Here is a 16,592-nt window from a genome sequence, read left to right as displayed (position 1 = left end):
CCGGCGCCCCGGTACGGCGGACGGGGCTTCCCCGGCGGACGACTTGCTGACATCGTGTCTACGAACCGAAACGTCGTACCGACCGCGCCCCGCCGACCGGAATCCGACCCTCACGAGGAGTGGCCCATGCCCGCCGTCGCCTCCCCGCACGCGCCCGTCCGCGCGACCGAGTCCTTCGTGCACGTCTCCGCCGCCGGGAAGCCCTCCTTCGATGTGGCGTACGAGCGGCGCGGCAGCGGCGAACCGGTCGTCCTGCTGCACGGCATCGGCCACCACTGGCAGGCCTGGGAACCCGTGCTGACCATCCTCGCCGCGTCGCACGACGTCATCGCCCTGGACCTGCCCGGCTACGGCGACTCACCGCCACTTCCCGACGGCGTCTCCTACGAAATGGGCAGCGTGGTCCCGTTGCTGGCCGAGACCTTCCGGGCGCTGGACCTCCAGCGCCCGCACGTGGTGGGCAACTCGCTGGGCGGGCTGCTGGCTCTGGAGCTGGGCCTGCACGGAGCGGCGCGGTCGGTCACCGCCCTGTCCCCCGCCGGGTTCTGGGCGGGCGCCGAGCGGCACTACGCGTACGCCGTGCTGAAGGGCATGCGCGCGGGAGCCAAGGCCCTGCCCGACGGGCTGGTGCGGATGCTGGCCCGCAGCGCCGCGGGCCGGGCGGCCCTCACCGGAACCATCTACGCCCGCCCCGGCCGCCGTTCGCCGGAGGCGGTCGTCGCCGAGACGCGGTCGATGCGCAACGCCACCGGTTTCGCCCCGACCCTGGCGGCGGGGCGGCTCCCCGGCGTCGTCTTCGACAAGGACCTCCCGGAGATACCGGTGACCATCGGCTGGGGCGAGAAGGACCGGCTGCTGCTGCGCCGCCAGGGTGTGCGGGCGAAGAAGACGATCCCGGGCGCCCGCCTCGCCAGCCTCCCCGGCTGCGGGCACGTACCGATGAACGACGACCCGGCGGTCGTCGCCCGGCTCGTCCTGGACACTGTGGCGACGGTCCGTACACCGGCGGGCTGAGGGCTCGGGGCGCTCAGATCCGCCGCACTGCCGGTACCGCCTCCCCCTCGGGCACCGGCCCCGGCGGCGTGCCGTCGCCGAACGGCCGTCCGCCCAGCCGCTCCCGGTGGTGCGGGGCCAGCCAGCCGGAGGGGTCGGGACCGGCGGGCACGATGCCCGTCGGGTTGATCCCGGCGTGCACCTGGTAGTAGTGCCGCTTGATGTGGTCGAAGTCCACCGTGTCACCGAAGCCGGGCGTCTGGTAAAGATCGCGTGCGTAGGCCCACAGCACCGGGTCCTCGGCAAGCTTCGAGCGATTGCACTTGAAGTGGCCGTGGTAGACGGCGTCGAACCTCACCAGGGTGGCGAACAGCCGGATGTCGGCCTCGGTGATGGTGTCGCCCACCAGGTAGCGGCGGTCCGTCAGGCGTCCGGACAGGAGCTCCAGCCGGCGGAAGACGTCACCGTAGGCGGCCTCGTACTCCTGCTGGCCCGTCGCGAAACCGGCGCGGTAGACCCCGTTGTTGAGGTCGCGGTAGACGCCTTCCATCACCTCGTCGATCTCCTGGCGCCGCGTCCGCGGATACAGGTCGGGGGCGCCGGTCCGGTGCAGGTCCCGCCACTCGGTGGCCAGGTCCAGGGTGATCTGCTGGAAATCGTTGGTGACCAGCCGGCCGCTGGGTACGTCCACCACCGCGGGGACGCTGACCCCGCCCGGATACCCGGTCTCGCGGGCGTCGTACGCCTCACTCAGGTACCGGATGCCCAACACCGGGTCCCGGCCGTCCGGATCGAGGGTGAAGCGCCAGCTCCGGTCGTCCTGCAGCGGGTCGGTGACTGCCAGCGACAGTGCCGGCTCCAGGCCCAGCAGGCGCCGGGACACCAGGGCACGGCCCGCCCACGGGCAGGCCCGGCTGACCACGAGCCGGTAGCGGCCCGCCTCGAGAGGCCAGCCGTCCGCGGCGTCCGCTGTGATCCGGTCCGCGAAGTGGCTCTTGGACCTCTTGAAGGCCTTCCCGCCGTACTCCCGGTTGCCGTCCGTGCCGTCGCCGCTGGGGCTCATCGTCCGATGTCCTTCCTCATGGGTTTCCCCCGGAGCCCTACCCCGGGCCGCGCGGCTCAGCACCGCCGGGTGTGAAGTCAGTGCTCCGCGCTGGACCACTGCCGGGTGCTGAGCACCAGCCGGTAGCCGTCGGGGTCGCGCACCGTGACGCCCCAGGTGTCCCAGTACGGATTGCGCGCGGGGACGCACCGGCCACCGTGCCGCTCGAGCCGGGCCAGCAGGTCGTCGGGTACCGGCCCGTCGAGGTAGATCACCAGCAGGTCCTCCTCCCCGGGACCGGGCAGCACGGGGTGGTGCGGATCACGGGCCAGTTCCAGATGCCAGCCCGCGTACCGCCAGCCGACCATCAGCAGCGCGTACCCGGCGCCCGGCCCCGCCTCCGCCGCCGCGGATTCCTTCCGGAAAAGGACATCGAGGCCGAGCCCCTGAGTCCAGAACCGTTCCGCCGCCGCCAGGTCCCTGGAGGGACGGGCGATGCGGATGTGGGCCCGGCCGTTCACGGGCATGGCGGCTCCTGGTTTCCGATCCGTCCGCGGCCGGCCGGCCGCAGCGAAACCATAGGCGCGGGTGCACTGGTCCGGCATCGGTCGCACGTCCCGGCGGCATCGGTCCGGCGGCATCGGTCCAGCAGCCTAGGCCGGACCGCCACGGTGGTCCGGTGGTCCGGCCGCTGTCCGGTCAGACGATCTCGTCGCTCATCTCGGCGAGTTCTCGGTCACCGCCTGCGCTGTGGGTGGGCGTGGTGTAGGAGTGCCGCCCCGACATCAGCCACCACACGGTGGCCAGCGCCAGTACGCCGACCAGCGCGATGGGCGCGTAGTTGAAGGAGTTGACATCGACGGGATGCGACTGCGGAAGGCAGAAGAGCACTGTCACGAAGACCATCCACGTCACCGCGACCCATCCGATGGGCACCCCCCAGCGGCCGAGGTTCCACTTCCCCTGCTGGAAGCTCCTGCGATGCCGCAGCCGCAGATAGATGGGGATGGCGTAGGCAAGAGTGATTCCGGCGATGGCGGTGATCGCTCCGTAGGCCGTCCTGCTGTACAGAGAGGGCGCGGCCAGTACCGCGGCGATCGCGACGGAGAGCCAGACGGCGCGGCCGGGTGTTCCGTTACGCGGGCTGACCCTGCGCCACTGCCCCGAGAAGGGCAGCGCGCCGTCACGGGAGAAGGCGAAGACCATGCGGCTGGCGGCCGCGACCTCGGCGTTGCCGCAGAAGAGCTGCCCCACGATCACGACGAGCAGCAGCAGCTTCGCGCCGGTGAGTCCCAGCGCGTCCAGGAAGATCTGGGCGGGGGGCACACCGATCGTGCTGCCACGGGTGCCGGCGTAGTCCTGGATGGCGAAGGTCAGGCCTGCCAGCAGGACGAATCCCGCCAGCCAGGACCATCCGATGGCGCGGACGATGCCGCGTGCGGCGCTGACCTCGGCGTTGGTCGTCTCCTCCGACAGATGGGAGCTGGCGTCATAGCCGCAGAAGGTGTACTGGGCGACCAGCAGCCCGATCATGACCACGTACAGCGAACTCGACCAGCCCGTGTCGTTGACGAACTCACCGAAGACGAAGGAGGGCGAGCGGTGGCCGGAGGGTACGAGCGCGAGGGCGCCGACGATCACGGCGACGCCGGCGAAGTGCCACCAGACGCTGACGGAGTTGAGGATGCTCACCAGCCGGACACCGAAGAGGTTGAGGACCGCGTGCAGCAGCAGGATGCACAGATAGATGACCATGACGGTCCCCGGCGACGGTTCGATCCCCCACTGAAGGTTCAGCAGCGCACCGGTGAACAGGGCGGCGCCGTAGTCGATTCCGGCGATGGCCCCGAGAAGCCCCAGGAGGTTGAGCCACCCGGTGTACCAACCCCACCGGCGGCCGCCCAGTTGGCCGGCCATGTAGTAGAGCCCCCCGGAGGTGGGGTAGGCGCTGGTGACCTCGGCCAGTCCCGCGCCGACGAACATCACCATCACGCCCACCGCCACCCAGCCCCACATCATCACCGCGGGCCCACCGGTGATCAGTCCGAACCCGTACAGCGTCATGCATCCGGACAGCACCGAGATGACCGAGAAGCTGATGGCGAAATTGCCGAACGAGCCCATGCGCCGGACCAGTACGGGGTGATAGCCGAGATCGCGCAGCTTGGCGTCGTCGTCGAGCCGGGGGGCCCGGTGCGACCTGGCGGTGGGGTACACGGGAGACCTCCTGAGGGGACGTACGGGGGACGGTCAGCTGATCGCGTCGAAGGACTGGGCGCGCGCCCGCGAGAACTCCTCCTTGGCGGAGTCCGGGTTTTCGGGGTCCGCACCCACCTGCGACCAGGGCTGCTGGGTGAAGTACGGGCCGAGTGCGGTGAAGACCCGTGCCGCGTCCGCCGGCCGGTCCCCCGCCCACAGGGCGTGTGCCAGGTGATTGAGGTCCATGACGGACTGGCCGGCGGGGTCGGTCTGCTCGAACCACGCGTGGAGTGCGGTGCGGGTGTCCAGCGCGACGGGGTCGTGGGCCCACTGCTGGCGCAGCAACAGGTCGTCCGGGTTCCGCGCGAGCTGGCGCCGGAACTGCTCGATGTAGGCGTACAACGGCAGGGCCAGCAGCTCGGATCCGGCCGGAGCCCACGACGACACCCAGCGCACGAAGTCGATCGCGGAGGCGTGCGAGGCGATGGGCCCGGCAGCGCGGGCGTGCAGGAAGTGCAGCATGCGGTGGTGGGCCTCGCGGTTGTACCGGTCGCGTTCGTAGACCCGGTAGAGCAGCCCCCAAGGGCCGGGGGGCAGCATGGGCTCCGCCGCGCGTTCCCGGTGCTCCGCACGCTCCTGACGGTGATCGAGCCGGGCGAGGGCGAGCAGACATATCCACGGCACCGGGTCGGCCGGCAGCCGCTCGGCAGCGGCGTAGCACGCCTGCCGTGCCTCGTTCTCCAGCTCTGCGGCGCTGTGATGGCCGTCCCGGTGGGCACGGACCGCACGCTCCACGGTGACCCGCGCCTGCATCAACCGGGCGTCGGCGTCCCGAGGCTCCTCCCGCAGCCACGCTTGCACCACGTGCGATCCGGCGGCGACCACGCCGAGGACCTGGGTACGGGAGGTCCGGAGCCCCCATGCTCCCCCGGTACGGGTGAGCAGCGTCCTCATCGCCATCCAGCGGCCGGTCCGCAGCTCTTCCACCGCACCGCGCAGTTCGGTGTCGAAACCGGCCGGGCTGTAGAGCGGGCGGGCGAGGCGGCCGTGCCGGTTACCTCGCATCAGCCCCGCCCTGTGGCCCGGTCCGGCCGCCTGCGGAGCGGACCGGAGAAGGAACGCGGTGCGGGGTGCGGCATGGCAAGCGATCCTCAACGGCAGGGGCGGGAGCGGTGCCGCAGGGGAGTCGGTGGCCGGGCGAGCGGGGATGTGCGGCGAGCCCTCGGTTTGTCACTCGAACCTAGCTCCCTGGAGTCGCTTCGTACCAGGGGGGAATGTGATGGTCCTGCGCCGAAACTCCGGTCACCGGAACAGCATTGCGGCCCATGTGGTTTCCTGCCCGTCCGCGCCGCCACGACAGACCCGGAACCACCGGGCCGCCCGGGGCCGGGAGCCGCCCTCTTCTCCGCCGGCTCATACGCGAGGCCCCTCGGATCTCTGCGCCGGCTCTCCCAGGAGCGAAAGGACCTCCCCGGCCCCGCGTCGGCGTTCCGTCGCCACCGCCGCCGCCTCAGCGGCGCCTTCCGTGCCGTCAGCCAGGCCGTTCCCGTCCGGGTACGCCTCCAGCACCAGGTGCGCCCTGCGGGCGGCGGCATCCCGGCGCCCCAGGTCCATCTCCAGCCGGGCGGCCATGAGTTCGGCGGCCGTGCGTTCGTGCAGCGCCGGCTCTCCGCAGCCACGGAAGACGGTGACGGCGTGATCGGCGCAGGCGACCGCCTCCTGGTAGGCGGCGCGGTTGACGGCGTGCTGCTCCGGGGTGCCGGAGTCCTGGTCCGGTGGTCCGTCGGCGGCCCGCAGCAGCAACTCGGCCGTCTGCCGGTAGGTCAGGCCCAGCTCCAGCCGGAGCAGCAGCCGGTCCTCCCCGTCGTCGCTGCCGCGCAGACCGCTCTCGACCTCGCGCAGCGCGGCGGCCATCAGCTCCACGGCCTTCGTGGCGGCCGCGGCCGGAGCGGCGCCCACGGACGCCGCGCCGTCAGCCGGATCCTCACCGATGGCGATAAATGCGCGCGACCGCAGCGCCTTGACGACGGCGCAGGTCTCACCGAGCGAGCGCCACAGCTCTTCGGCCAGCTCGTACGCCTGCCCGGCCTGGTCGGGCAGGCCGGCCCGCGCCAGCGCTTCGGCGGCGAGATGGGCGAGCATGGCGTGATCCCGCTGGTCCTCCCAGACCTCCGCCGTCTCCGCGGCACGCAGGAACTGCTCGGCCGCCTCCTGGTCATCGCCCAGCAGCGAGCGTGCCTGCCCGAGCCACCAGCGGGCCTGCACCACATCGCCTTCTCCGTGCCGGGACTCGAGGTCCGCCATGGCCGACTCCAGGACGGCCGCCGCCTCTTCGGGGCGGTCCAGCTCCAGGCTGGCGCCGCCCAGCCGGAGCCGCGCGTACGCGCCGAGCCCGGCCGCCTCACCCGCGGTGTCCGCCCAGTGGGCGGCCTCGCGGAGCTGATCGGCCTCTTCCACCGGGCGTTCCTGTGCGGCGAGGACATCGGCGAGCGCGAGGTGCAGCCGCGCGGCCTCCTCGGGAGCGCGCAGCGCCGCCCGCTGCGGATCACCGAGCGCGCCGCGCAGTAGGGAGCCGGCCCGCTCCGCGTCGCCCGTACGCAACAGTTCCTGCGCCAGCAGGAGTTCGGCCCCGGTGGCCTGCCAGGGCCGGCCGGACTCGTGGTAGAGGGCGGCGGCCTCGGCGAACAACGTGGCCGCCGCGGCGTCATCGTCCAGCAGTCCGGCCAGCTGTCCCCGTGACTCGGTCGCGTCGGCGATACGGGCCAGCACCGCGGGCTGAGCGCGGTCCGGGTGGGCGAAGGCGATGAGTTCGGCCAGTTCGGCGTCGAGGGCCGCGGCGGCCCGGCGGGGATCCTCGGCCGTGTCGAGCAGCAGGAAGCGCACCCTGGCACGGGAGAGCAGCACGGCGGTGGTGTGCCGGGTGCCGGCCCGCCGCGCCGAGTGCAGCGAGACGGCCTCGGCGCACAGCGGTTCCAGCTGCGCCAGGGCCTGATCAGGGTTCCCGGCGAAGGCCGCGGCCAAGGCGGCGCGTGCCCGGCAGGCGACCGCCTGGCCGTGCTCACCGGCGTCGACGAAGAGGCCGACCGCCTCGGCGAACCCGACGGCGCCGGCCGCGGGGTCGGTGCGGGCCAGCCGCATGGCGCTGTGATCGAGCAACTCGGCCCGCTCCGCACCGGTCAGCCGGACGCCGGTGCGGGCGACGGCCTCCTCGAGCCGCTGCCAGGCGGCAGGCGCGGAGGGATGGCCGCGTTCACTGAGCCGGCGGGCCTCGGCCAGCAGTCCGCGCGGGTCCTCGGTCTCCGGGGGCGTCATCGGCGCGCCTCGCTGCCGGCAGCGCCGGCGTCCGCCGGGACCGTCCTGCCCGCCCGTGCGTACGTCCGCACGGCCCCCGGTGCGTCACGCTGCCCGGCACCGGGGCCGGCCTGGACGCTGTGCGGTATCCGTTGGTCAGTCATCACGCGAAATCCTAGGCGCGGTCGTACACCGCCACACGTGGTTTGTCCGGAACCCTTCATGCCGTTGCGGCGTCGGTGTTCACTGAGCCCTGTGTTCGGCACCGCGCTCACCGAGGCGTTGCGTGCACCGCCAACGAAGCGGTGGTACGCATCGGTCTGTACCGGCCTGCTCCGTCCATCCGCGATCCAGGAGGCACGTCCATGGCGCACGACGACCCGACCCCCTGCCCCAGCCCGACCAGTGACCGGGCGGGTGCAGCCCCGGGACGACGCTCGGTGCTGCGCGGCTCGCTCGCCGCGTCCGCGGCGCTGTCGCTGCCCGTCCTGTCCGGCGCCGCCCCCGTCCAGGCACTCGCGGGGCGCCCAAGGGCCAAGTGGGGTGTGCAGACGGGCGACGTGACGACGTCCTCCGGCCTGGTGTGGGTGCGCTCGGACCGCCGCGCCCGGATGCTCGTCGAGACCTCGCCGACCGAGTCGTTCCGTCAGGTGCGGCGCTGGCACGGCCCCGTGGTGGGGCCGGAGACCGACTTCACGGGCAGGACGACGGTGCGTGGGCTCCCCGCCGGGGAGCAGATCCACTACCGGGTCACGCTGTCCGACCCGGACGACCCGCGGCGCACCGGTGAGCAGGTGCACGGCACCTTCCGAACCGCTCCGGACCGGCGGCGCGACGGGGTGCGCTTCCTGTGGTCGGGCGATCTGGCGGGCCAGGGCTGGGGCATCAACCCCGACCGCGGGGGCTTTCCCATCTTCGAGGACATGCGGCAACTGGACCCGGACTTCTTCCTCAACAGCGGCGACACCATCTACGCCGACTCCCCCCTCGCGGAAAAGGTCGCGCTCCCGGGCGGCGGGGTATGGCGGAACGTCACCACCGAGGCGAAGTCCAAGGTCGCCGAGACCCTGGCCGAATTCCGCGGCAACTACCGGTACAACCTGCTGGACGAGAAACTGCGCCGCTTCCACGCCCAGGTGCCTTCCATCGTCCAGTGGGACGACCACGAGGTAGTCAACAACTGGTATCCGGGCGAGATCCTGGACGACGCGCGCTATACCGAGAAGAACGTCGACACCCTCGCCGCCCGCTCGCTGCGCGCGTTCAGCGAGTACCACCCCCTCACCTCCCTGCCGCCGGCGGACGAGGACGGCAGGGTCTACCGGGTCGTGCGCCACGGTCCGCTGCTGGACGTCTTCGTCCTCGACATGCGCACGTACCGCAACGCCAACTCGCCGGGCCGGCAGGAGCACGAGACACAGGGCATCCTCGGCGCGGGCCAACTGAAGTGGCTCAAGCGGGAGCTTTCCCGCTCGCGTGCGGTGTGGAAGGTGATCGCCTCCGACATGCCGCTGGGCCTGGTGGTCCCGGACGGAAAGACCGACTTCGAGGGCGTGGCTCAGGGCGACCCCGGCGCGCCCCTCGGACGCGAGCTGCAACTCGCCGAGCTGCTACGGCACATCAAGCGACAGCGCATCACGGGCACCGTGTGGTTCACCACGGACGTGCACTACACCTCCGCACAGCACTACGACCCTTCAAGGGCCGCCTTCAAGGACTTCGAGCCGTTCTGGGAATTCGTCTCCGGGCCGCTGAACGCGGGTGGTTTCCCCGCCCTGAAGCTCGACGGCACTTTCGGACCCGGCCAGTCGTTCATCAAGGCACCGAGCAGAGCCAACGTGCCGCCGTCCGAGGGTGGTCAGTACTTCGGCCAGGTCGACATCGACGGCGAGAACGGCGAGTTGACCGTACGACTGCGGGAGGAGGGCGGTGCGGTGCTGTTCACCAAGGTGCTGGAACCGGGCCGGGTCGGCCAGTGAGCCGATGAGCGTCGCGCCTCCCCGCTATCCCGGCGTCGGGGCGACGAAGCGCGACCCGGCGGACTGGCCCGCGGGCTTCCGCCGGCTGCGGATGCGCGTCCGGCTGGGTTCCGGCGGCGGCGACTTCGGCGCGGCGGCGAGGGCGGTGCTGACGTGGCGGCTGCACCGGGCGGCGGGTGTCGTCGTCGAGACGGACGCGGCGCGGGCCGCCCCGGGTGTCCGGGTCACCGTCGGGCTCGGCCTCGGCGCGCTGCGCGTGTACGCGCCGTGCGAGGTGGTGTGGGCGGTGGAGGGGGAACGCAGCGCCGGATGGGCGTACGGGACGCTGCCCGGTCACCCGGTGCGCGGCGAGGAGGCGTTCCTGGTCAGCCAGGATGCCGACGGTGCCGTCTGGCTGGAGGTGCTCGCCTTCAGCAGGCCGGCGACGTGGTGGACGGTGGCGGCGGGCCCGCTCCTGCCGGTCTTCCAGCGCTGGTACGCGCGGTGGTGCGGCCGGTGTCTGCGGCGGCTCGTGGAAGCGGAAGCAAGCAAGGAGGGGACGGAGAATGGAACGGCGCGGCGCGGGAGAAGGCGGCACGGAAGCAGGGGGCGCTGACCGGCCGGAGGCATCTTTAACTCATCGGCCACAAAGCGTTATTGATCAGGCAATGCCGACGGGTGAGGCTGGCCGCATGACTGACATGTCCCAGAAAGCGAAAGCCTCCGGCTACGGAATCCGGCGCCTCATCAGGGAAGGTGCGCTCACCTGCTGGGCACGGTTGCATCGGCGGCGCACACACGCGCCGCCCCCGCCGCCCGATACCGGCACCGCGGCGCCGGTGGTGCCCCGGGCGGCCGGGGGGACGTCACTGTGGCGAATGCGGACGACCGTACGCGAGGAGCCGGGGACGCTTGCCGCGCTGTGCACGGTCCTGGCGCGGGAGCGGATCGACGTGGTGTCGCTGGAGACCCATCCCCTAGGTCTTCGACCTGGGGAGACCCCAAGCCTCGGCCTCCGCCCCGGGGAGACCCCAAGCCTCGGTCTTCGGCCCGGGGAGACCCCGAGCATGGGGCTCCGCGATGGGGAGGCTTCCGTCGAGGAGACTGTGGACGAGTTCCTGCTGCGGGCACCCGTGGCGCTGGATTCCGCCGAGCTGGTCCGGCTGGTGACCGGCGCGGGTGGCAGCCGCATCTGGATCGAACGGGCCGACCCCCACGAATTGACGGACGGCCCCACCCGGATGCTTCGCCTGGCCACCCGTACCGCGCTCGACACCGCGGAACTGCCGGTCGCACTACGGCAGTTGCTGGGCCGCTGCACGATCCGTACGGCGCCCGCGGTCTCCCTGTCCGGACACCGGCCGGCCGACCCCGTCCCCACGGACGGGGTGCTGGAGGAGACCGTGATGCGGCTGCCCGATCCGGCGGGGGGCGTACTCATCGTCGAACGGCCCCACCTGCCCTTCACACCCGTCGAGTTCGCCCGTGCCGACGCCCTCGTGGAGCTGGACACCCGGCTGGGGACTGGTTCCCGGGTGCCGCGGTCCCGGGACGCCATGAGGCTGCCCGAGGGGCAGCCGGTCACCGTGCGCCGGGCCGGCAGCCAGGACGCCGAGGCCGCCGGCAGGTTGCATGAGCGCTGCTCGGAGCGAACCCTTTCGCAGCGCTACCACGGTCCCGTGGCGGACGCCGACCGCTATCTCGCTCATCTGCTCTCCCCCCGTCACGGCCGCACCCTGGCCGTGGAGACCGCGTCCGGAAAGCTGGTCGCGCTCGGCCACCTGCTGTGGGACGGTGACGAGACCGAGGTGGCCCTGCTCGTCGAGGACGCCTGGCAGCACCGGGGCATCGGAGGTGAACTGCTGCGGCGGCTGGTCGCGTTGGCCCTCGAGGCCGGTTCCCGGAGCGTCTACGCCGTGACGCGGTCCTCCAACACCGCCATGGTCGCGGCGATGCGCGGGCTCGGACTGCCCCTCTCCTATCAGGTGGAAGAGGGCACCCTGGTGATCACCGGAGAGCTGGCCGGCGCCGCCGCTCCCCCGTCACACGTGGTCTGCGCTCCGACCGACCCGAACTGAGCGTCAGGGCCCGGTCCAGGTCGCACCACAGGTCCTCGACGTCCTCCAGGCCGACCGACATCCGCAGCAGCTGTTCGCTGATGCCGGCGCTGTGCCGGTCCTCCTGCGCGACGATCCGGTGACTGATCGAGCCGGGGTGCTGGATCAGGGTGTCGACACTGCCGAGACTGACCGCCGGGGTGATCAGCCGCACCCCGGCGGTCACCGCGTGCGGGTCACCCTCCACCTCGAAGGCGACCATGGCACCGCCCAGCCGCGGGTAGTGCACGCGGGCTACGCGCGGATCGGCCGCCAGCCGCCGGACCAGTTCGGCGGCGGTACGGGACTGCGCCCGTACCCTCACCGGCAGCGTCGCGAGCCCGCGGAGCAGCAGATAGCCCGCGAGCGGGTGCAGCACCCCGCCGGTGGCGAATCTCACCTGCCGCAGCCGGCACGCGAACTCCTCGTCGCAGGCGACGATTCCGCCGAGTACGTCACCGTGCCCGCCCAGGTATTTGGTGGCGCTGTGCAGCACCAGCCGTGCCCCCAGGCCGTGCGGGCGCTGCAGCACCGGGGTGGCGAAGGTGTTGTCGACGAGGAGCGGCACCGAGCCGCAGGAGTCCGCGAGTGCCGCCAAGTCCACTTCGGCGAGCGTGGGGTTGGCGGGGCTCTCCACCACCACCAGGCCGGTGTCGGCACGGATGGCGTCGGCGATGCCCGTTGGATCGGTCCAGGTGACCTCGGTCCCCAGGAGCCCGCTCTCGAGCAGGTGGTCGCTGCACCCGTAGAGCGGACGAACGGCGACCACGTGACGCATCCCCGCCGAGGCCCGCACCAGCACCGTGGCGGTGAGTGCCGCCATGCCGCTGGCGAAGGCCACTGCCGTCTCGGTGCCTTCGAGCCGGGCGAGCGCCGCCTCGAAGCGGGCGACAGTCGGGTTGTCCAGGCGCGCGTAGACGGGCGGCCCGTCCGGACGGGCGCCGGTCGCGGCGAACTCGTCGATCCGAGCTGCCTCGGCCCTGGTGTCGCGTGCGGGATAGGTGGTGGAAAAGTCCAGCGGCGCCGCGTGCAGGCCGAGGGCGGCGAGGTCGTCCCGGCCCGCGTGCACAGCCTCGGTGGCCAGCGATCGGGACGTCGGCATGGTCGGCGTGGTCTGCGTGTTCTCCATGCGGCGATCATGAACAATGACCGGGCTCAGGCAGGTAAAGCCCGTGCTATCTTCGGTGAATGATCGAAACCGTCGCACTTGATCCGGTCGACCTGGAGATCCTGCGGCTGCTGCAGAACGACGCCCGGATGACCAACCGCGATCTGTCCGCCGCCGTGGGCGTCGCGCCCTCCACCTGCCTGGACCGGGTGGCACGGCTGCGCCGCAGCGGCGTGATCCTCGGTCACGAACTGCGGCTTGACGCGGCCAGACTGGGCAGACCACTGGAGGCACTGCTGTCGGTTCAGGTACGGCCGCACCGGCGGGAGTTGGTCGGGCCGTTCGTGGAACGGATCCGGGCACTGCCGGAGTCGCGGGCGCTGTTCCATCTGGCGGGACCCGAAGACTACTTGGTACAGGTGGCGGTGACGGGCACGGCCGATCTGCAGCGGCTGGTGCTGGACGAGTTCACCTCACGCAAAGAGGTGGCGCGGGTCGAGACCCGGCTGATCTTCCAGCGCTGGGAGTGCGGGCCACTGCTGCCGCCGCGCCCATGCTGATGACGCCGGGGCCTCATCCGTACCAGGATGGAGCGCATGTCCGATGTCATGAATGCCGCGCCTCTGCCGCGCCAGGTCGCCGACGCCTACGTCGACGCTCTCGTCCAGCTCGACCCGATCACCGGTACGTATCTCGGAGTGGCCGAGAGCCATAGCCTGCTGCCCGACTTCTCCCCAGCCGGGCAGCAAGCCCTTGCCGAGCTCAGCCGCAACACGCTGCGGCGGCTGTCCGAAGCGGAGGAACGGCCGGGGGCGGACAGTGACGCCGAGCGGCGCTGCGCACGGCTCCTGCGCGAGCGGCTGACCGCGGAACTGGCCGTGCACGAGGCGGACGAGGGGCTGCGCGAGGTCAGCAACCTGCAGAGCCCGGTGCATTCGGTGCGCGGCATTCTCAGTGTCATGCCGTCCGAGACGGTGGCGGACTGGACGGCGGTGGCGCAACGGCTGCGGGCCGTGCCCGAAGCGCTGGAGGGCTATCGGGCGTCGCTGGCCGCCGGGCTGGAGAAGGGGCTCCCCGCGGGTCCGCGGCAGGTCTCCACGGTCATCGGGCAGCTGAGCGAATGGATCGGCGAGGACGGCGGCGGTGACGGGCAGAGCTGGTTCGCGGCCTTCGCCGCCGAGGGACCGGACGCACTGCGCGAGGTGCTGACCGCGGCGGCGGCGGACGCCACGGGCGCGGTCGAGGAGCTGCGCGACTGGCTGCGGGAGGTGTACGCCCCGGGTGTGGCGGGCGCTCCGGAGACCGTCGGACGGGAGCGGTACGCGCGCTGGTCGCGCTACTGGAACGGCACCGATCTGGACCTGGACGAGGCCTACGCGTTCGGCTGGTCGGAATTCCACCGGCTGCTCGCCGAGATGCGCACGGAGGCGGAGAAGGTCCTGCCGGGCGCGGCCACGCCGTGGGAGGCGCTGCGCCATCTGGACACGCACGGCGACGCGGTCGAGGGGGTCGAAGAGGTTCGCGACTGGCTGCAGGGGCTCATGGACGAGGCCATCGAGAAGCTGGACGGGACGCACTTCGAGCTGGCGGAGCCGGTCAAGCGTGTCGAGTCGCGGATCGCCCCGCCGGGCGGGGCGGCGGCGCCGTACTACACGCAGCCTTCGCTGGACTTCTCCCGGCCGGGCCGTACCTGGCTGCCCACGATGGGTGAGACCCGCTTCCCTGTTTACGACCTGGTCTCGACCTGGTACCACGAGGGTGTCCCGGGCCACCATCTGCAGCTTGCGCAGTGGGCCTACGTCGCGGACCAGCTGTCCCGGTACCAGACGACGGTCGGCGGGGTGAGCGCCAACGCGGAGGGCTGGGCGCTCTACGCGGAGCGGCTCATGGACGAGCTGGGCTTCCTGGTCAACGCCGAGCAGCGGCTGGGCTACCTGGACGCGCAGATGATGCGGGCCACCCGGGTGATCGTGGACATCGGCATGCACCTGGAGCTTCAGATCCCGGCCGACTCGCCCTTCCATCCGGGCGAGCGGTGGACGCCCCAGCTCGCGCAGGAGTTCTTCGGTCTGCACAGCGGCCGCCCGGCGGACTTCGTGGAGAGCGAGCTGGTCCGCTACCTGGGCATGCCGGGCCAGGCGATCGGCTACAAGCTGGGCGAACGAGCCTGGCTGACCGGCCGCGAGGCGGCTCGCCGGGCACACGGCGCCGACTTCGACCCGAAGAAGTGGCACATGGCCGCACTGTCCCTGGGATCTCTGGGGCTGGACGACCTGGTGGCTGAGCTGTCGGCGCTGTGAGGAGTGGCCCGGGCCGCACTCCCGCGCCGCGCCGGCGGCGGGAGTGCGACCCGGGTCAACGGGCGAAGCCGCCCTCGGAGTTGATGACCTCGCCGGTGATCCAGCCGGCCTCGTCCGTGCTGAGCCAGGTCACGAGGCGGGCCGCGGTGTCCGGGACCGCCCACCGGCCGTCCGGAAAGAGCGCGGCGACGGCGGCATGGTCCTCGTCCTCGCGGTAACCGGTGTCCACGGGCCCGGGGTTGACCGCGTTCACCGTGATGCGGGGAGCCAGGGCGGTGGCGAGCGTACGTACGGAGGAGGCGAGGGCGCCCTTGGCGAGGGCGTAGCACAGCTCGTCGGGCATGCCGCCGCGGACGTCCTGGCCCGAGGTCATCACCACCACACGGCCCGTCGGCGCGTGTTCCGCGCGCGGCTGCCGGGCGAGCGCCTGTACGAGCAGGATCACCGAACGGGTGTTGACCGCCCAGTGGGCGTCGAGCATCGCCGCGTCGACCGTCTCCAGCGGTCCGTCGCTGCCGCTGAGCGCGTGGTTGGCCACGAGGATGTCGAGCCGGTCACCGCCCAGCGCTCCCGTCGCCTCCGCCAGCAGGCGGGCCGGGGCGCCTGGAGCGGTGAGGTCGGCAGGGCCGTGCGCGACGACCGCACCGGGCACGGCCAGCTCCCGCACCCCGTCGGCGAGTGCTTCCGGCCCGTCCGGGTCCGCACCCCAGGGCTGTGCGGCGTCGTGCGACCGGTGGTGGTGCAGGTAGACGCTCGCTCCGGTGACGAGTGCGCCGCGGCCGCGCAGAGGCAGTGGATCGCGAAGGGCACGGGGGGATGGTGCATCACGGTGCACGGGTTCCAGGGGCATGGCAGGTCAGCCTGGTACACCGCCCGGTCCGCCGTCACCCGGTTTTCCCGGCGGTCCGGTGACGCAGCGCCGAGCCCTCCCGGGACTTGGTGATCTCCAGCTGGGCCGGGATGCGCCGGCGAAGGTCCGCGACGTGACTGACGATGCCGACGCAGCGGTCGCGTTCACGCAGCGAGTCGAGCACGTCGAGGACCTCGTCCAGCGTCTGCTCGTCCAGGCTCCCGAAGCCCTCGTCGATGAACAGGGTCTCCAGCCGGGTGCCGCCGGACTCCTCGGTGACGACATCGGCGAGGCCGAGGGCCAGCGCGAGCGACGCTGCGAAGGTCTCGCCGCCGGAGAGGGTGGCGGTGTCGCGCTCGACACCTGTCCAGGCGTCGATGACATGCAGGCCGAGCCCCGAACGTCCCCGACCGCCCGCCCGTTCGTCGGAGTGGATCAGCGTGTAGCGGCCCGCGGACATCCGGGCGAGGCGGACGCTCGCGGCTGCCGCGACCTGTTCCAGCCGGGCCGCCAGCACGTAGGACTCCAGGCGCATCCGGCGTTCGTTGTCCGCGGAGGTGCCCGAAGCCAGTCCGGCCAGTCGCGCCACCCGTTCGTAGCTCTCCCGCAGCGGGGCGAGGCTGCGGGAGTCGGTGACGGCCTGCCGGGTGAGCCGGTCCAGCTCGCGGCAGCGGGTACGGGCCGCCTCGTCGGCCGCCGACGCCGCGCGCAACCGCCCGGTGGCCTCCTCGACGGCGCGCTGCGCCGTCTCCGGG

General features: G+C 72.2%; 14 protein-coding genes. 6 read left to right on the top strand and 8 right to left on the bottom strand.

Annotation, left to right across the window (positions count from 1 at the left end; genetic code table 11):
• Positions 1-126: 126 nt before the first annotated feature.
• Positions 127-1,014 carry an alpha/beta fold hydrolase gene (locus ACRDP3_RS27315; protein WP_431519688.1) on the top strand — a complete coding sequence of 296 codons (888 nt, stop codon included), beginning with the start codon at positions 127-129 and terminating at the stop codon, positions 1,012-1,014.
• Positions 1,015-1,027: 13 nt separating this feature from the next.
• Here ACRDP3_RS27315 and ACRDP3_RS27310 read toward each other — a convergent pair whose 3' ends face one another.
• The 5 genes from ACRDP3_RS27310 to ACRDP3_RS27290 all read right to left on the bottom strand — a co-directional run bounded on the left by ACRDP3_RS27310 (position 1,028) and on the right by ACRDP3_RS27290 (position 7,546).
• On the bottom strand, positions 1,028-2,056 hold the full coding sequence (locus ACRDP3_RS27310; protein ID WP_431519687.1) for a glutathione S-transferase family protein: 1,029 nt from the start codon (positions 2,054-2,056) through the stop codon (positions 1,028-1,030).
• 77 nt (positions 2,057-2,133) lie between these two features.
• Positions 2,134-2,562 (bottom strand): VOC family protein, encoded by a 429-nt coding sequence (locus tag ACRDP3_RS27305; RefSeq protein WP_431519686.1) that lies wholly within the window; start codon positions 2,560-2,562, stop codon positions 2,134-2,136.
• A 172-nt stretch (positions 2,563-2,734) separates the two neighbouring features.
• Positions 2,735-4,252 carry an amino acid permease gene (locus tag ACRDP3_RS27300; RefSeq protein WP_431519685.1) on the bottom strand — a complete coding sequence of 506 codons (1,518 nt, stop codon included), beginning with the start codon at positions 4,250-4,252 and terminating at the stop codon, positions 2,735-2,737.
• A 33-nt stretch (positions 4,253-4,285) separates the two neighbouring features.
• Positions 4,286-5,299, bottom strand: coding sequence for a hypothetical protein (locus ACRDP3_RS27295; RefSeq protein ID WP_431519684.1), 1,014 nt, complete (start codon positions 5,297-5,299; stop codon positions 4,286-4,288).
• Positions 5,300-5,647: 348 nt separating this feature from the next.
• Positions 5,648-7,546: a hypothetical protein gene (locus ACRDP3_RS27290; RefSeq protein WP_431519683.1), complete on the bottom strand. Its 1,899-nt coding sequence runs from the start codon at positions 7,544-7,546 to the stop codon at positions 5,648-5,650.
• A 344-nt stretch (positions 7,547-7,890) separates the two neighbouring features.
• On the opposite strand from ACRDP3_RS27290, the gene ACRDP3_RS27285 reads away from it, so the two are divergent.
• The 3 genes from ACRDP3_RS27285 (at position 7,891) to ACRDP3_RS27275 (ending at position 11,561) form a co-directional block, all read left to right on the top strand.
• Positions 7,891-9,504, top strand: a complete 1,614-nt coding sequence (locus tag ACRDP3_RS27285) for an alkaline phosphatase D family protein (RefSeq protein WP_431519682.1) — start codon at positions 7,891-7,893, stop codon at positions 9,502-9,504.
• Between the two features lie 4 nt (positions 9,505-9,508).
• On the top strand, positions 9,509-10,099 hold the full coding sequence (locus ACRDP3_RS27280; protein ID WP_431519681.1) for a DUF1990 family protein: 591 nt from the start codon (positions 9,509-9,511) through the stop codon (positions 10,097-10,099).
• A gap of 85 nt (positions 10,100-10,184) precedes the next feature.
• Entirely contained in the window at positions 10,185-11,561 is a 1,377-nt protein-coding gene (locus ACRDP3_RS27275) for a GNAT family N-acetyltransferase (protein ID WP_431519705.1), read from the top strand.
• Here the strand turns inward: ACRDP3_RS27275 and ACRDP3_RS27270 are convergent.
• On the bottom strand, positions 11,491-12,708 hold the full coding sequence (locus ACRDP3_RS27270; RefSeq protein ID WP_431519680.1) for a trans-sulfuration enzyme family protein: 1,218 nt from the start codon (positions 12,706-12,708) through the stop codon (positions 11,491-11,493). The two genes, ACRDP3_RS27275 and ACRDP3_RS27270, sit on opposite strands and share 71 nt — an antisense overlap.
• 59 nt (positions 12,709-12,767) lie before the next feature.
• On the opposite strand from ACRDP3_RS27270, the gene ACRDP3_RS27265 reads away from it, so the two are divergent.
• Together ACRDP3_RS27265 and ACRDP3_RS27260 are read left to right on the top strand one after the other, a co-directional pair.
• Positions 12,768-13,247, top strand: coding sequence for an Lrp/AsnC family transcriptional regulator (locus ACRDP3_RS27265; RefSeq protein WP_431519679.1), 480 nt, complete (start codon positions 12,768-12,770; stop codon positions 13,245-13,247).
• Between the two features lie 36 nt (positions 13,248-13,283).
• A complete protein-coding gene (locus ACRDP3_RS27260; RefSeq protein ID WP_431519678.1) occupies positions 13,284-14,987 on the top strand; it encodes a DUF885 domain-containing protein in 1,704 nt (567 codons plus the stop codon).
• A gap of 55 nt (positions 14,988-15,042) precedes the next feature.
• Here the strand turns inward: ACRDP3_RS27260 and ACRDP3_RS27255 are convergent, their stop codons facing one another.
• Both ACRDP3_RS27255 and ACRDP3_RS27250 read right to left on the bottom strand, forming a co-directional pair.
• Positions 15,043-15,837 carry an SDR family oxidoreductase gene (locus ACRDP3_RS27255; RefSeq protein ID WP_431519677.1) on the bottom strand — a complete coding sequence of 265 codons (795 nt, stop codon included), beginning with the start codon at positions 15,835-15,837 and terminating at the stop codon, positions 15,043-15,045.
• Positions 15,838-15,871: 34 nt separating this feature from the next.
• Positions 15,872-16,592, bottom strand: a 721-nt coding sequence (locus tag ACRDP3_RS27250) for an SbcC/MukB-like Walker B domain-containing protein (RefSeq protein ID WP_431519676.1), incomplete at its 5' end; no start/stop codon positions are given.

Origin of the sequence: Streptomyces sp., assembly GCF_050698815.1 — a bacterium.
Taxonomy (GTDB): Bacteria; Actinomycetota; Actinomycetes; order Streptomycetales; family Streptomycetaceae; genus Streptomyces.
Note: the sequence above shows the minus strand (reverse complement) of the source record. Positions and strands in the feature narration are given on the sequence as shown.

Excerpts from the sequence above, each read along its gene's own strand:
- ACRDP3_RS27305 (WP_431519686.1), bottom strand. The coding sequence starts at position 2,562 with ATGCCCGTGAACGGCCGGGCCCACATCCGCATCGCCCGTCCCTCCAGG.
- ACRDP3_RS27260 (WP_431519678.1), top strand. The coding sequence starts at position 13,284 with ATGTCCGATGTCATGAATGCCGCGCCTCTGCCGCGCCAGGTCGCCGAC.
- ACRDP3_RS27285 (WP_431519682.1), top strand. The coding sequence starts at position 7,891 with ATGGCGCACGACGACCCGACCCCCTGCCCCAGCCCGACCAGTGACCGG.
- ACRDP3_RS27315 (WP_431519688.1), top strand. The coding sequence starts at position 127 with ATGCCCGCCGTCGCCTCCCCGCACGCGCCCGTCCGCGCGACCGAGTCC.
- ACRDP3_RS27270 (WP_431519680.1), bottom strand. The coding sequence starts at position 12,708 with ATGGAGAACACGCAGACCACGCCGACCATGCCGACGTCCCGATCGCTG.
- ACRDP3_RS27280 (WP_431519681.1), top strand. The coding sequence starts at position 9,509 with ATGAGCGTCGCGCCTCCCCGCTATCCCGGCGTCGGGGCGACGAAGCGC.
- ACRDP3_RS27295 (WP_431519684.1), bottom strand. The coding sequence starts at position 5,299 with ATGCGAGGTAACCGGCACGGCCGCCTCGCCCGCCCGCTCTACAGCCCG.
- ACRDP3_RS27265 (WP_431519679.1), top strand. The coding sequence starts at position 12,768 with ATGATCGAAACCGTCGCACTTGATCCGGTCGACCTGGAGATCCTGCGG.
- ACRDP3_RS27275 (WP_431519705.1), top strand. The coding sequence starts at position 10,185 with ATGTCCCAGAAAGCGAAAGCCTCCGGCTACGGAATCCGGCGCCTCATC.
- ACRDP3_RS27255 (WP_431519677.1), bottom strand. The coding sequence starts at position 15,837 with ATGCCCCTGGAACCCGTGCACCGTGATGCACCATCCCCCCGTGCCCTT.
- ACRDP3_RS27290 (WP_431519683.1), bottom strand. The coding sequence starts at position 7,546 with ATGACGCCCCCGGAGACCGAGGACCCGCGCGGACTGCTGGCCGAGGCC.
- ACRDP3_RS27310 (WP_431519687.1), bottom strand. The coding sequence starts at position 2,056 with ATGAGCCCCAGCGGCGACGGCACGGACGGCAACCGGGAGTACGGCGGG.